The organism is Pseudomonas corni, assembly GCF_057128765.1.
In genome coordinates this window covers 95,202-110,609 of record NZ_JBSKHW010000012.1, presented here as the reverse complement: position 1 = coordinate 110,609, position 15,408 = coordinate 95,202, and the positions used below count along the sequence as shown (strand labels likewise).

Below are 15,408 nucleotides of genomic sequence, written 5' to 3'. Positions count from 1 at the left end.
GACGATGGGCTGCGAAGCGGCCCCAAAACCTGCCATCTCGGTTTCACCTGACCGACCGCATGCACAGGTTTTGCTGCCGCTGCGCGACAGATCGCGAGCAAGCTACGCTCCTACGCCCTCCGGGCAGAATCAACGGCGTCGCAGTCCGCTTCTGCGCGGAGCGCTTATCAACGAAGTTGCACCCCGCTTCCGCACAGAGTGCGTATCAACGGAATTGCAAATCGCTTCTGCGCGGAGCGCGTAGGAGTCTGGCTTGCCGACGATGGGCTGCGAAGCGGCCCCAAAACCTGCCATCTCGGTTTCACCTGACCGACCGCATGCACAGGTTTTGCTGCCGCTGCGCGACAGATCGCGAGCAAGCTACGCTCCTACGCCCTCCGGGCAGAATCAACGGCGTCGCAGTCCGCTTCTGCGCGGAGCGCTTATCAACGAAGTTGCACCCCGCTTCTGCACAGAGCGCGTATCAACGGAATTGCAAATGGCTTCTGCGCGGAGCGCGTAGGAGTCTGGCTTGCCGACGATGGCTGCGAAGCGGCCCTAAACAGGTCGCTTCTGTCAGCAGTCCGGCTTTAACCAAAAGCTGCAACAAGCTGCCCCGCTGCTTTTTCGAACGCCACTTTCATTTCTTCGATCACGATATCGCTGTGTTCGAAAGATATGTAAATGCGGCCGTACGGGGACGGCATCATCAGCACGCCTGCTTCGCGCAACGCCAGGTGAAGCGCCTTGGAGAATGCGGGGTTGGCGATGGTCAACGCTTCTTCGTAACTGACCGGCGCATGGGTGCCAAGCCAGATGCCGAATACCGTGCCGTAGCCGCTGGTGGTGACGGGTATGCCGCGCGCAGCGAAGATCGTTTCGATAGCTCGACGCAGCTTTTCACCTCGGGCAATCAATTGCTCGTAATCACTGACGTCCAGTTGCGCCAACGTGGTAGTCACCGCAGCGCAGGCCATGGGATTGCCGCTGAACGTACCGCCGCGCGCCACGCGGCCCTCCTCGAACCCGCGCAATACCTCGGGTTTGCCCACCAGCGCCGAAACCGGCACGCCGTTACCAATCGCTTTGCCGACAGTGGCAAGGTCTGGAGTCAGCCCTTCGCGCAACCCGGCCATGCCGGGGTACAACCGAAACCCCATCAGCACTTCATCGCAAATCACCAGCGCGCCGTTGGCGTGGGCGACGTCCTGAACGTGCTTGAGATAACCGGCGGTGGGCATGATGCATCCGGCGTTGGCGAGCATGGGTTCCAGCACAACGGCGGCGATCTGCGGATCGTCGGCGAACAGCCGCTCGACGTCGTCGAAATCGTTGTATCGCAGCAACGTGGTGCGCTCGGTCGTAGGGCGCTTGTCCCTGGTGAAGGCCGCCTCTTCCGAAGACACGTTGCCAAAGCTGACGTCGTCGAACCAGCCATCAAAACCTGCCGCCATCTTTGCGATTTTGCTTCTACCGGTGTACGCCCTGGCGGCGCGACAGGCCAGGTGTACGGCCTCGCTGCCGGAGTTGGTGAAGATGACTTTGGTCAGCTCACCGGTATGCGCGGCCAGTGCGGTGGCAGCGCCATGCTCGCGAACGTGAGCCCAGGACGGCGCCGCCGAGTCAGCCAGTGCGGCCGCAACGCTGGCAGTGACGCGATCGTCGGCGTGCCCCAGCAAAACAGCACCAAAACCCAGTGCCGTGTCGATATAACGGCGGCCCTTGTCGTCCCAGAGGTAGGCGCCCTTGCCCCTGCTGATAAAGAGTTTTTCCCCGTTCAAGTCCGGCAGGATGCGGGCTGCGCTCGAAACATCACCAACCAAGTTAGGCATAACGACTCCAGAATCCAATCAATACGGTGCTCGCCGAACGCTCAGCATTCAGCGGTATTTGCAGGCTCACCAAAACGTGGACGAGACACTGCCCGGTTCAAAATTATTTAATCTTCAAGCGCTCGTTGCGCCGACGCAGCAACTCCAGGGTCAGCAGCATCAGGGCCGACAGCACCACCATGATCGTGGCCACCGCTGCGATGTTCGGGCTGATGTTTTCCCGAATGCCCGAGAACATTTGCAGCGGCAACGTGCGCTGTGAGGGACTGGCCAGAAACAGCGTGACGACCACCTCATCGAAAGAGGTGGCAAACGCGAACAGCGCGCCGGAAATCACCCCCGGCGCAATCAGCGGCAGCACGATCTTGAAAAACACCATCAGCGGTGGCGCGCCAAGACTGGCGGCCGCGCGGCTCAGGTTGGTGTTGAACCCCTGCAGCGTGGCGGTCACGGTGGTCACGACGAAGGGCACGCCGAGCATGGCGTGGGCCAGAATCAGCCCTAGATAACTGTTGAGCAGATGCAACCTGGCGAAGAAGAAATACAACCCGACCGCGACGATGATCAGAGGCACGATCATCGGCGAGATGATGAACGCCAGCACCAGGTTCTTGAACGGGAAGTTGCCTCGATTCAGGCCGACCGCAGCCAGCGTGCCCAGCACCATCGCCAGCAACGTCGCACCCGGCGCGATGATGAAGCTGTTCTTGAACGCCTGGCGCCATTCCGAGGAACCCATCAGTTCTTCGTACCAACGCAATGAAAAACCATCCATGGGGTACGTCAGAAACGAAGACGAGTTGAACGACAGCGGGATGATCACCAGCACCGGAATGATCAGAAACGCCAGAATTGCGATGCAGCTGGCAACCAGACCAAATCGGACGATGCGCTCAATGGGTGAAGCATAGGGCTGCAACATATGGATTACCTCGTCGGAGTCTGGGTGGCGTTAACGAGCTTTGCGTACACCATGTACAGCAGCAACGTGGTGATCAGCAGCAAACTGCCAAGGGCAGACGCCATCCCCCAATTCACGGTTTTATTGGTGTAGAACGCGACGAAGTAACTGACCATCTGATCGGCAGCGCCCCCCACCAGCGCGGGTGTCACGTAGTAGCCGATGGCGAGAATGAACGTCAGCAGCGCCCCTGCCGCCAGCCCTGCAAACGTCTGCGGCACATAGATTCGCCAGAACGCCACGAACGGATGGGCGCCGAGAGAAATAGCCGCCCGCACGTAGTTCGAGGGGATGTTTTTCATCACCGCGTACAGCGGCAGAATCATGAACGGCAGCAGCACGTGGGTCATCGCGATGATGACCCCGGTGCGGTTGAACACCAGTTGCATGGGCTCGTTGACGACGCCCAGAAACATCAGCGAGCGATTGATCAGCCCGTCGGCCTGCAGCAGCACGATCCAGGCCGCCGTGCGCACGATCAGTGACGTCCAGAATGGCAGCAGCACGAGAATCATCAGCAGATTGCTTTTGTTCTCTGGCATGGTCGCCAGCCAGTAAGCCAGCGGAAAACCCAGCAGCAGGCAGAGCGCTGTGACCACGGCGCCGATATAGAAGGTGCGGGCAAAGATATCCAGGTAAATGGCTTGATTAGGCTCGGCGGCAACAACGTGATCGCTGGTTGCATCAATGCGATGATCCAGCGCGGCCAGTACGTAATACGGCGTGATTGCCGCCGACGCCCGCTTCATGGCTTTCCAGTAAGCGACGTCCTCCCAGGCTGGATCGATGGCAATCAGCGCATCGCGCTTGGAGGCCACATCGACATCCGGCAGCTTGCGCAGGGTTTTGCCGATCAGCGTCCGGTATCCGGCGATTTCATAACCCAGCCGTTTGGAGATTCCGCCTATCTGGCCACTCTCCTTGGCGTCTCGCAGGTCCGCGACCAGCGCCGAAAACGCCAGCTCTCCCGGTAATGTCAGCTCGTCCCAATTCGCCAGCGCTTGAGTGGTGGCGGGCATCGCCGTATTCACTTCCGGGTTATCCACACTGCGGCTGAGCATGGTGCCGACCGGGAATGCGAAGCACACCAGCACGAACAGAAACAGCGGCGCGATGAGCGCGATGGATTTGAAGGTGTAGGCGCGTTCTGCCTTTTTCATACGGGCGCGCAGGTTAGCCGGTTGATCTTCGTTGGGCAGGCTCAGGGCCGCAGACTGATTCATGATGCAGCCCTCAATGGGTCGTCATGTCGAGAGCCCGGATGTGCTCAGCCGACCATGAAAGCGAAACCGGGCTTCCCACCGTCCAGCTGTTGTCCATCTGTGCGGCAGGGAGCTTGATCATGAAGTTCGGTTGCCCCGCCACTTCTGTGATCATGCGCACGTGATCGCCCAGATAGATGAACTCCTGAATGCGTGCAGCCAGTCCCGGCTGATCGGCGGACTTGATCACCACACGCTCGGGCCGGATGCACAGCGCCACCCGCTCACCGGCCTGCGCGCCATTTACCGCGACGGCCTGCACCGTAGTGACGTCGCTCAGACGCACCTGCGAATAACGCCCGTCCGTGGACAGCACAGTGCCCAACAAGGTGTTGTTCTCGCCGATGAATTTGGCGACGAAGGAGGTCTGCGGCGCCTCGTAAATGGCCGCCGGGGTGTCTATCTGCTGGATGATGCCGTCGTTGAACACCGCCACGCGGTCGGACATGGTCAACGCCTCGCTCTGATCGTGAGTGACGTAGACCACGGTCAAGCCGAGCTGCTTGTGCAGATGTTTGATCTCCAGCTGCATGTGTTCGCGAAGCTGCTTGTCCAGTGCGCCCAACGGTTCGTCCATCAGCACCAGCTTGGGCTCGAATACCAACGCCCGCGCCAATGCCACACGCTGTTGTTGCCCGCCGGACATCTGCGCGGGGTAGCGTTTGGCAAAATCGTTGAGCTGAACCATGTCCAGCGCGCGACGTACTTTCTGAGTGCGGTCAATGCGGTTCATCTTGCGCACGGACAGCGGAAACGCCAGGTTTTGTTCGATGGTCATGTGCGGGAATAGTGCGTAATTCTGAAACACCATGCCGATGTCACGCTTGTGCGGCGGCAGGTTGTGCAGCGGTTTGTCCTTCAGGTAGATCTCACCAAAGGTCGGCGTTTCGAACCCCGCGAGCATCATCAGGCTGGTGGTTTTGCCGGAACCAGATGGCCCGAGCAAGGTGACGAATTCGCCCTCGGCGATGTCCAGGTTGAGGTCTTTCACCACGGGCCGGATGCCGTCGTAGGTCTTCTGAATATTTTTGAAACTGACCAGATGTTTCATCCGGCAAATCCTCATTCGGGGAGCAGGCAGTGACAGTTGCCCTGTTCGTCTGCCCTTTCACACAATGAAAAAGCAAGCCGCGTCCGCTTGAGCCAGTCACCTGGCCCAAATCCACTGCGTTGTCAGGAAAGACCGTCGCCAGATGGCGACGGGTTCGGTATGGCGATGCTTACTGCTGGGCGATCCAGGCGTTGAAGCGCTCGGTCAGGGTTTCGATGTTCTCGACCCAGAAATCGACGTCCAGCGGCAGCGCTTCGGCCATGTTCGCCGGGGTGGTCGGCAGTTCGGCTTGCAGCTCGGCAGGCACCAGACCGTTGGCCTTTTTATTGGTCAGGCCATAAGCGATGAATTTGGGCAATTTGGCCTGGTTTTCCGGCTGGCTGGCGAAGGCGATGAAGTCCATCGCCGCCGCTTTGTTTTCGCTGCCTTTGAGGACTGTCCAAGAGTCAATGGCCGACACACTGCCGTTCCACAAGAACTTGAAGTGTTTGCCTTCGTTGCGATTGAAACCGCTGATGCGACCGTTGTAGGCCGAACTCATTACCACGTCGCCTGCAGTCAGCATTTGCAGAGGCTGTGCGCCAGCTTCCCACCAGACAATGCTGGACTTGATTTCACCCAGTTTCTTGAACGCGCGATCCACGCCCGCTGGCGTGCGCAGCACTTTGTAGACGTCGGCAGGTTTTACGCCGTCGGCAATCAGGGCGAACTCAAGGGAATATTTCGGCCCTTTACGCAGGCCACGCTTGCCCGGGAATTTGGTGGTGTCCCAGAAATCCACCCAGGACGTCGGAGCGGTTTTCAGCTTGTCACCATCCCAGGACAAACCGGTGTTCCAGACGATGGCCCCAACGCCGCATTCGTGGACAGCTTCCGGCACGAAGTCGCTCTTGTTGCCGACGGTGGCCCAATCGATCTTCTCGTACAGGCCTGACTCGCAACCCAGCGCCAGGTCTTCGGATTCGACTTCAACCACGTCCCAGTTCGGGTTGCCCACCGAGACCTTGGCGTCCAGTACGCCGACGCCGCCGTCCCAGCTCTGATCGAGTACTTTTTTCCCGGTCTTGGTCGCAAACGGAGTGAAGTAGATCTCGCGCTGTGCGTCCTGAAAACTTCCTCCCCAGGAAACGATGGTCAAATCCCGTGCGGTCGCCGATTGGGCGGCGCCAAAGCTCGCCATGGCGAGTCCGAGGACAGCGAGTGCATGGCATGTTTTCTGCATTTTGTTGTGCATAAGAGCTCCGACGCTGGTGCTGTGTTGTGGTGGTAAAAATTTTTACCACCCGGACATATCCCAGAGCAAGTGTTTTTTGCACAATCTCAATCCGTCCGCCAAATCGCCTGCCTTCGGGCTCGCGGTGTTTTTTTGCGTCCGGATTTTGATGATCGTCAGCCTGTGCTTGCGAGCGCCATACCCTGCTTTCGTCTCGCCAGATAGGGTCAATCCGGCGCACACACCGTGTTACTTTTTCGCTCGCCACGGATCAACGTGGTGCACAACCCACCCAATCGGTGCAAAATCTGCGCGAATAAACCCCGGCCGGTTTCACCGCGTCCGCGACAGGTTGTGTTTTTGAGCAGGGCTCGCGCTGACGAGCCCGCAGGTGAGGATCGAAACAGTGACGGATGGCGCGCAAACAATCGATAAGCCGGTTGAATCGGACGGCCTCGACGATGCACCGCAGAGCGCGTCAGTCGGGCAACGACTCAAAGCACTGCGGCTGGGCCGTGGTCTGTCGATGCGGGCGCTGGCCGAGTTGACCGGCGTGCCCCATGCCACGCTGTCCATCATCGAGCGCGACAAATCCAGCCCCTCGGTGAGCATTCTCAAGCGGCTGCTGGGGCCGCTGAACGTGACCCTCAGTACGTTTTTCTCCGACTCGGACATCGTCGATCGCGCTGTGTTTTACAAGGCGCAGGACTTGGTGGAGTTGGCCGACGGTAAGGTGTTGTCCTATCGCCAGGTGGGTGCCAACCTGACCAACAGCTCGATGATGATTCTGCATGAGCGCTACGCGCCGGGCGCTGACACCGGACAGGAAGGCCAGGAGCTTTATTCCCACGAAGCCGAAGAAGGCGGGATTGTCATTCAGGGGCAACTTGAGATGACGGTCGGTGATGAAGTGCGCGTGCTGAAGGCCGGCGATGCGTATTACTTCGACAGCCGGCTACCGCACCGCATGCGTAATCCGTTCGATGAAGAATGCATCGTGGTCAGCGCCGTTTCGCCGCCTACTTTCTGATACCGCGTTGGTTATTGCGACAGCACTTGCCACGGATTTTCGAGGATTTTGCGCTCCAGAAAATCGCGAAAGACTCGGATTCTGGGGCTCAAGTGTTTGCGGTTGGAATACACCAGATACACCGGCTCCGTGGCGCGAATCCGAAAAGCGTCGAGGATGGGCACTAGCCGACCGGCCCGAATGTCCTGGCCAATATGAAACGCTGCAAGCCTCACGATCCCCGCGCCATTGAGTGCCATGTCGCGCAGCAAATCGCCTTGGGCGAATGATGCTTTGGCGCTGACCGGAATCGCGATTTGCTCGCCGTCCACCTCGAACTGCCAACTGTTCCAGGCGCTGCTGAAGCTGAAGTTGAAGCAATCGTGTTCGTTCAGCTCCTGTGGATGCCGGGGCTCGCCGCGTTTTGCCAGATAATCGGGCGAGGCGCAGGTGATCCACTCGCTGTCGCCGATCTTGCGCGCTATGCGTGAAGAGCTAGGCAATATCCCGCTGTGGATGGCGATGTCCAGACCCTGCTCGAAATGGTCGACATATTGAGCGCCGACCTCGATGTCGATGCTCAACGCCGGGTACAGCGCCAGAAACTCAGGCAACCAGGGGACGATCTGGTGTTTGGCGAAAGTGGTCATGGTGTGAATGCGTAAGGTGCCGCTGACCCGCGACGGAAACGCCTCAGCCAGCGAATCGGCCTCGGCCATGGCGTTGATCACCCCGCGCGCACTGACCAGATAGGCGGCGCCTTCCTCTGTCAGCGTCAAATGCCGCGTGCCGCGATGGAACAGTCGCACCTGGAGTCGGTCTTCGAGTCGTGAAACCAGCTTGCTGACCGCGGAGGGCGACAAGGCATTCGCACGGGCGGCAGCCGAAAAACTGCCGTGCTCGTTGGCCCACATGAACGCGAGCAGTTGCGAATAGTTGTCCATCCTCGCTCCACCATCTGTCACCGTTTTCAGGCCGTCGAGCCTGCCAGCAATCTGCGACACAAACAACAAGCGCGCCAAGGGGCTCGCTTGCGTCTCAACGCTGCGGCAGGTCAGCGAATGAATTGCTCGATGTAATTCTCGGGCAAGCCGAGCGAGGTGTAATGTTTGCGCGCGGCTTCCAGTTTGGTGAACACGTCTTCGTAGCCCACCGCATTACCCTGCGGGTCAACGTAGGTGTAGCCACCCTGAACATGAAACCAGGTGATCATTTCGTCCACACCTTCCGGGACGAACAGTGTGTGGGTTTCCCCCGGCGGTTCGAACGCGAACGAGCCTTCTTCGGCGACCCAGTCATGCTCCAGGTAATACCAACGGCCTTTGAGCACCAACGCGTGCACGCCGCCGGAATGGCGATGGCGGGACAGCACACCGCTCTGCCGAACCCGAAGCAGGTTGATGTAGTAGCCGCCGCTCACGCTCAACAGTAGCGGTTTGAACGATACGGTCTCTGTCACCGGCACCCACAGCTTGTCGTCTTCAAGCCAGGTGGTCATTACCCCGGCATGCACCATGTCAGGCGACATGAAAGGCACTTGCGGCAATTGATAGGGGATCGCGAGCCCATCGGGCTTGGGCAGATTACTCATGGCGTGGAATCTCACAGGTCAGGACGTTTTCCCTTTTTTGGGGCGGTCGCCTCAGGGGTTGATTGCAGGTTAGTCCTCACGCCCTGTGCCCGGTAGGCCAGTTATTTCACACCTGCTGTGACGACAGATCACAGACCCCCGTGTTCGGATAGCATCCTTATCGAACGGATTACTTCCTGATTTCGCGAACTGACGCTCAACCGACGAGTGGACGTTTGGCTATACATTTAGCCCTCACGAGGGATCGTCTATCGCCGATAAAGTCAGACGAAGGCGCATAGCTATTTTCGAGCGCTCGCCCTTATAGTGGCACGATGAAACTATCGCGCATGATGTGCGCAAGGCGTACCGATGTCGACTCGACGCTTGAACCCTACGGCAAGGCAGGGCGCGTGTTTTTCTCCGCCCTTTTTCGTTGAATGATGTATCAGCGATGAATTGATCCAACTGTCGGTGAGCCGCCTAATGCTAAGAAAAATTCTGGTATCCGATTTGACACTGGGCATGTACATCCACGAATTCTGCCGTCCTTGGGTCAATGACCCGTTCTGGATTTCCAACGTCGAATCACTGCTTCAAGACCCCGCTATCCTTGCGCGCATTCAACAGTCTTCGACCACTGAAGTATGGATCGACATCAGTCAGGGGTTGCGCCCGACTCACTGTTCGGGGAGCAAGTCATCGCCCGGCGGGCCGGTGGTGATCGACACATCGCCCACCAGCATGGATGAGGAACTGGCCCGCGCCAGCCTTATCTGCAGCCAAGCAAAGGCAGCGGTTATGGCAATGTTTACCGACGCCAAGATGGGCCGTGCGATCCACCTTGAAGACGTCGATCTGATGGTGGAAGAAATCTCGAACTCGGTGCTGCGCCACCCTCATGCGCTGATCAGCCTGTCTCGTTTGAAGTCCTCGGACGAATACACCTACATGCATTCGGTAGCGGTCTGCGCATTGATGGTCGCGCTGGCCCGGCAAATGGAACTGCCTGAAGAACGGGTGCGTGAAGCGGGCGTGGCCGGGCTGATGCACGACGTCGGGAAAATGATGATCTGCAACGCCATCCTCAATAAGCCTGACCGGCTGACAGTGGATGAATTCAAGGCGATGAAGTATCACCCTGAGGCCGGGTGGAAGATCCTTCAGGAAAGTCAGCAAGTGACAGACGTCGTGAAAGACGTTTGTCTGCACCACCACGAGAAGATCGACGGCACGGGTTACCCACACGGTTTGACGGGCGACCAGATCAGCCTGTTCGCGAAGATGGGCGCGATCTGCGATGTCTATGACGCCGTGACGTCGGAACGCCCGTACAAGAAGGGCTGGGATGTGGCGCACTCGATCCGTGAAATGGCCTCGTGGAAGGGCCATTTTGACGAAACGATCTTTCAGCACTTCGTCAAAACTGTCGGTATTTACCCCGTCGGCGCGCTGGTTCGCCTGAAGAGTGACCGGCTTGGGGTTGTGATCGAACAGGGCAAAAAATCGCTGCTGCAACCCAAGGTAAAAGTGTTCATGTCCACCCGCACCCGCGCACAGATTGCGCACAAGGTCGTCAACCTGGCGCTTCTCGATGAACAGGACGCCATCGTGAAGTTCGAGTTGGCGCAGGATTGGGGAATTGGCAACGTGAATGCGTTGTGGTCGAAGTCTTCGTTGGAGTAATCCGAGGGCGGCGAACAGATCAATGCGGTAGGTCCGGCAATCTCCATCGTAAGCTTCGCGGGCAAGCCTCGCTCCAACAAGGTTTAGGTCAAACTGCCACCCAATGCCCCTCCCCCAGCGCTTTGAATTGCTGCTGCGGCATCACGAAGCCTTTTGCCTTGATGGGGCTGGGTTGTTCGAACTCCTGAAGCAGCGCCTTGAAATCACGCTTGCGGTCGACATCTGGCAGCGGCACGGCACTGAGCAGACGTTTGGTGTACGGGTGTTGCGGGTTGTGCAGCACTTGATCGCGCGGGCCAATTTCGACGATCTGGCCGCCGTACATCACCGCCACGCGATGGCAGATGCGCTCCACCACCGCCATGTCGTGGGAAATAAACAGATAGCTCAGGCCGTGCTGCTTTTGCAGTGATTCGAACAAGTCCAGCACTTGCGCCTGCACCGACACATCCAGTGCCGAGACTGACTCGTCAGCGATGATCACTTTCGGGTTCAGCGCCAAGGCGCGGGCGATGCAGATACGCTGACGCTGGCCGCCGGAAAACTGGTGCGGGTAACGCTGCATGGCCTCGGCTGGCATACCCACCTGATGCAGCAGTTCAGCAACGCGGTCCTGCCGAGGTTTGTCGGGCATTTTGTCGTGAATCAGCAGCGGCTCGCCGACGAGTTCGAAAATGGTCTTGCGCGGATTCAACGCGGCATACGGGTCCTGAAACACCATCTGGATGTCCCGGCGCACGGCCTGCAAATCTGCGCCCTGCAAGCCGTTGAGCTCCTTGCCCGCCAGTTTCACGCTGCCTTCGAAGGCGATCATGTTCATCAGCGCCTTGCCGGTGCTGGACTTGCCGCAGCCGCTTTCGCCCACCAGGCCCAGGGTTTCGCCGTCGCGCAGTTCGAAGTTGACCTTCTCAACGGCATGCACGTGTTTGGTCTCTTCGAACCAACCCATGCGCAGCGGGAAACGCACGCTGAGGTCTTTAACCGCCAGCACCACCGGCTTTTCGCTGAGGTCTTGAGCCTTGCCTGCCGTGCCCAGCACCGGAACTGCATCCAGCAATTTGCGCGTATAAGCCGCCTGGGGCTGGGTGAACAACTGACGCACCGGCGCCTGCTCTTCGGTGCGACCGTGATTCATGACCACCACTTCATCGGCCATTTCCGCGACCACACCCATGTCGTGGGTGATCATCAAAAGGCTGGTGCCGTAGACCTTTTGCAGCTCGCGCATCAGTTCCAGAATCTGCGCCTGAATCGTGACATCCAGTGCCGTAGTGGGCTCATCGGCGATCAGTACTTTCGGGCGACAGAGCATGGCCATGGCGATCATCACACGCTGACGCATGCCGCCTGATAACTCATGGGGATATTGCGTCAGGCGTTTTTCGACTTGGGGCATTCGCACGGAATCGAGCATTTCCTTCGCCCGACGCCTGGACGCTTGACGGTCCAGAGGCTCATGGCGGCGAAGGGTTTCGTCCATTTGCTGGCCGACGGTCATCAGCGGATTGAGCGAAGTCATCGGCTCCTGAAAGATCATGCCGATCTGCTTGCCGCGCAGCTGTTGCAGGTCGCGTTCAGGCAGGGTGATCAGGTCGCGGTTGTCGAAAATGATTGCACCACTCGGCACTTTCGCCGCTTTAGGCAGCAAGCCCATGATCGCCAGCGACGACAGCGATTTACCGCTGCCGGACTCGCCAGCGATACACAGCGTCTGCCCGGCGCGCAAAGTGAAGCTCAGCTCATCGACGACGCGCCTGGGGTTGGGACCGTGGCCGATGTCGATGCTCAGGCGTTCGACCGACAACACCGCAGGGGAAAGCTGATCACTCATTGCATCGCCTCACGCAAACACGATTTTCGGGAAGTAGAACGACACCACCCAATTGGGTATGTCGACCACTTCGCTGATGCGCAGATCGCCGCATACCGAGCACAGCATGTAGGCCTGTTCGGCGGGCATGTGATGCTCGCGGCACAGCCAGTCGACGGTATTGCTGACGGCTTGACGTGCGGCCTGCATCAGGTCCGGGCCGACGCCGGTGAAGGCTTCGTAACCGGCGCTGTCCAGATGACGCGTGACCGGGCCGGGGGTGCTGAAGCGCGGGCTCGATAACGGTGTGGATTTGATCAGATCGAGTTTGACCACCACGTCCATCTGGCTTTCGATGGCCGTGCCGCACACTTCGCCATCGCCTTGGGCGGCGTGGGTGTCGCCGATGGACAACAGCGCGCCGGCCACTTCCACCGGCAGGTACAGCGTGGTGCCTGCGGACAGATCGCGAATATCCAGGTTGCCGCCGACCCGACGTGGCGGTACGACCGAATGCAGCCCTGGATCGGCAGGTGCCAGGCCAATGGTGCCAGCGAACGGCTTGAGTGGCACTTTGGCGAACTGGCCGAAAGCGGCAGGCGCCAGGGTGTCTTTGTCGTAATGCCAGAGCGTCAACGCCGGGTCTTTGAATTGGTCGGCGAGTAGGCCGAAACCAGGGATGTTAGCGGTCCAGCCAAAGCCGCAGGGCTTGAAGCTGTCCAGGGTGATTTTGAGGATGTCGCCGGGCTCTGCGCCTTCGACGAAGATCGGGCCGGTGACCGGGTTGATCTTGTCGAACGACATGGTCGCGACATCGTGTGCGGTGGAGTTGGGGGTGAAATAGCCATTGGACGAATCCAGGCATTTGAATTCCAGCATCGCACCCGGCGCAACGGCTTCAACGGGGGTGAAGCTCTTGTCCCAGCCGAAATGGGTGTGGACGCTGTGGATCGTTTTCACCAGGCAGTTCTGGCACATGACACCGTTCTCCAAAATGGAATATTGCATTTGGTCGTCGACACAAAGCCCTGTAGGAGCGCGCTTGCCCGCGAAAAATCTGCCCGGCGATACATCTTGCTCGGATGTACCAGCCCATCGCGGGCAAGCGCGCTCCTACAGGTTTGTGCCTGACACCTTTCCGTGCTCAACGCTTACCTCTGTAGGAGCGAACTTGTTCGCGAGGCGACTTACCTGACACTACCCCAAAACTTCTCGCCAACAAGTTGGCTCCTACAGGTGGCCCGTGTTGTCTTGTCCGGCACATACCCCTGTAGGAGCGAACTTGTTCGCGAGGCGACTTACCTGACACTACGCCAAAACTTCTCGCCAACAAGTTGGCTCCTACAGGTGGTCGGTGTTGTCTGGACGGTTACTTGATCCAGATGTAGTCATAGTTCACAGGCACATGGACCGGGTCGACGTACAGGATGTCGGCGCCGCCCATGCGCGAGGAACGCACGGTGAAACGTTGTTCGTTGAAGACCGGCACCCACGGCGCGTCGGCCATGACGTCGGTGAAGATCTTTTTCCACAGCTCGGTGCGTTCGGCCTGCTGCTCGGGTTTGGCCATGCTGTCAGCCTTGGCCGCGTCCGCGTCCAGCTTCTTGTTGCAGTAGAGCGACCAGTTCCAGCCGCCTTCCACTGCGCCATCGCAACCCAAAATCGGTCCGTAGAAGTTCGAAGGGTCCGGGAAGTCCGCGATCCAGGCCATACCGCCCGACCAGACCATCGGCGCCTGATCTTTCGCGCTGCCGGCAGCAATCACGTTGGCCTGGGCCAGGGATTTGATCTGCACCTTGATCCCGACTTTCGCCAGATCCTGCTGAATGGATTGCGCGATACGCGGCTGCGGATCGGTGTTCATCACGTACAGTTCGGTATCGAAACCGTTGGGATGCCCCGCCTCGGCCAGCAGCTTTTTCGCAGCTTCCACGTCATACGCGTAGCCCTTGTAGTTCTTGTCATACCCCGGCATTGCCGGTGGCAGCGGCTGGTTCGCAGGCACCGCACGGCCGTTGATGATGCGCACGATGCGATCCTTGTTGATCGCCATGTTCACTGCCTGACGCACCTTGAGGTTGTCGAACGGCGGCAAGGTGGTTTTCAGGGTGACGTAACCGGTGTGCAGTTGATCGCCGGTGATCATCAGGCTTTTGTATTTCGGGTCGTTCTTGAATTCGAGGAATTTGGCGGGCGGTACGCCGTCGCCAGCGATGTCCACTTCACCCTTCTGCAAGCGCAACAGAGCAACCATCGGGTCCTGCCCGACTTCGAAGGTGATGGTATCCAGGTGCGGCAGGCCCGGTTTGTTGTAGTTCGGGTTCTTCTTGAACACGATCTGCTGGCCGAGCTTCCATTCAGCCAGGCTGTAGGCGCCGGAGCCGACCGGATGCTTGCCGAAGTCAGCGCCCCACTTCTCGACTTCTTCCTTGGGCACGATGGAGGCAAAGTTGATCGCCATCACGTGCAGAAACGTCGCGTTCGGCTGTTTCAACGTGATCTTGACCGTGTAGTCGTCAACCACGGTCACGCCGCTCAGATGCTCGGCCTTGCTCGCGGCCATGTCTTCATAACCCACGATGGCGCTGAAGAACCCGGCGCCGGGGCTTTGGGTTTTCGGGTTGACAGTGCGTTCGAAGGAGTACTTCACGTCACTCGCCTTGAGCTCCCGGCCGTTCTGGAACTTCACGCCCTTCTTCAGGGTGAATGTGTAGACCGTGCCATCGTCCGAGATGGTGTAGTCCTGAGCCAGATCCTTCACCAGTTCAGTGGTGCCGGGCTTGTAGTCCATCAGGCCGTCGAACAGGCTTTTGATCATCGACCAGTTCTGCCAGTCGTACCCGATCGCCGGGTCCAGGGTGGCGACATCGTTCTGGTAGGTGATGACCGCCGAACCACCGTTCTTGGCGTTGGCATCAATGTCGTCGGCCAGCGCACCTGCGCTGAGCCCCAATCCATTGAATAATGTGGCCGCAATGGCCAGGGACAGTACTTTGCGCTTCATGCTCCAGCTCCCCTTCGATAATGGTCTTGCT

The 15,408-nt window shown here is 59.0% G+C and carries 12 protein-coding genes; 2 read left to right on the top strand and 10 right to left on the bottom strand.

The window, feature by feature from the left end; all coding sequences use genetic code 11:
• Positions 1-569: 569 nt before the first annotated feature.
• The 5 genes from ACWKV9_RS18820 to ACWKV9_RS18800 all read right to left on the bottom strand — a co-directional run bounded on the left by ACWKV9_RS18820 (position 570) and on the right by ACWKV9_RS18800 (position 6,307).
• Positions 570-1,811, bottom strand: coding sequence for an aspartate aminotransferase family protein (locus ACWKV9_RS18820; RefSeq protein WP_483837640.1), 1,242 nt, complete (start codon positions 1,809-1,811; stop codon positions 570-572).
• Between the two features lie 103 nt (positions 1,812-1,914).
• The gene (locus ACWKV9_RS18815) at positions 1,915-2,733 is read right to left on the bottom strand and encodes an ABC transporter permease (protein WP_483837639.1); all 819 of its coding nucleotides are present in this window, start codon (positions 2,731-2,733) and stop codon (positions 1,915-1,917) included.
• 5 nt (positions 2,734-2,738) lie between these two features.
• Positions 2,739-3,995, bottom strand: a complete 1,257-nt coding sequence (locus ACWKV9_RS18810; protein ID WP_483837638.1) for an ABC transporter permease — start codon at positions 3,993-3,995, stop codon at positions 2,739-2,741.
• A 10-nt stretch (positions 3,996-4,005) separates the two neighbouring features.
• Positions 4,006-5,085 (bottom strand): ABC transporter ATP-binding protein, encoded by a 1,080-nt coding sequence (locus tag ACWKV9_RS18805; RefSeq protein ID WP_483837637.1) that lies wholly within the window; start codon positions 5,083-5,085, stop codon positions 4,006-4,008.
• Positions 5,086-5,254: 169 nt separating this feature from the next.
• Positions 5,255-6,307, bottom strand: a complete 1,053-nt coding sequence (locus ACWKV9_RS18800; protein ID WP_483837733.1) for an ABC transporter substrate-binding protein — start codon at positions 6,305-6,307, stop codon at positions 5,255-5,257.
• Between the two features lie 382 nt (positions 6,308-6,689).
• Here ACWKV9_RS18800 and ACWKV9_RS18795 point away from each other — a divergent pair, with 382 nt between their 5' ends.
• On the top strand, positions 6,690-7,328 hold the full coding sequence (locus tag ACWKV9_RS18795) for a cupin domain-containing protein (protein WP_483837636.1): 639 nt from the start codon (positions 6,690-6,692) through the stop codon (positions 7,326-7,328).
• 11 nt (positions 7,329-7,339) lie between these two features.
• Here ACWKV9_RS18795 and ACWKV9_RS18790 read toward each other — a convergent pair whose 3' ends face one another.
• Together ACWKV9_RS18790 and ACWKV9_RS18785 are read right to left on the bottom strand one after the other, a co-directional pair.
• Positions 7,340-8,251, bottom strand: coding sequence for a LysR family transcriptional regulator (locus ACWKV9_RS18790; protein ID WP_483837635.1), 912 nt, complete (start codon positions 8,249-8,251; stop codon positions 7,340-7,342).
• 110 nt (positions 8,252-8,361) lie between these two features.
• A complete protein-coding gene (locus ACWKV9_RS18785; RefSeq protein WP_483837634.1) occupies positions 8,362-8,898 on the bottom strand; it encodes a 2,4'-dihydroxyacetophenone dioxygenase family protein in 537 nt (178 codons plus the stop codon).
• 465 nt (positions 8,899-9,363) lie between these two features.
• On the opposite strand from ACWKV9_RS18785, the gene ACWKV9_RS18780 reads away from it, so the two are divergent.
• Positions 9,364-10,563, top strand: coding sequence for a cyclic di-GMP phosphodiesterase (locus ACWKV9_RS18780; protein ID WP_483837633.1), 1,200 nt, complete (start codon positions 9,364-9,366; stop codon positions 10,561-10,563).
• A gap of 88 nt (positions 10,564-10,651) precedes the next feature.
• On the opposite strand, the gene ACWKV9_RS18775 is transcribed toward ACWKV9_RS18780, so the two are convergent.
• The 3 genes from ACWKV9_RS18775 to ACWKV9_RS18765 form a co-directional block, all read right to left on the bottom strand.
• Entirely contained in the window at positions 10,652-12,394 is a 1,743-nt protein-coding gene (locus ACWKV9_RS18775) for an ABC transporter ATP-binding protein (RefSeq protein ID WP_483837632.1), read from the bottom strand.
• 9 nt (positions 12,395-12,403) lie between these two features.
• On the bottom strand, positions 12,404-13,351 hold the full coding sequence (locus ACWKV9_RS18770) for an acetamidase/formamidase family protein (RefSeq protein ID WP_483837631.1): 948 nt from the start codon (positions 13,349-13,351) through the stop codon (positions 12,404-12,406).
• A gap of 391 nt (positions 13,352-13,742) precedes the next feature.
• Positions 13,743-15,377 carry an ABC transporter substrate-binding protein gene (locus ACWKV9_RS18765; RefSeq protein WP_483837630.1) on the bottom strand — a complete coding sequence of 545 codons (1,635 nt, stop codon included), beginning with the start codon at positions 15,375-15,377 and terminating at the stop codon, positions 13,743-13,745.
• Positions 15,378-15,408: the final 31 nt, after the last annotated feature.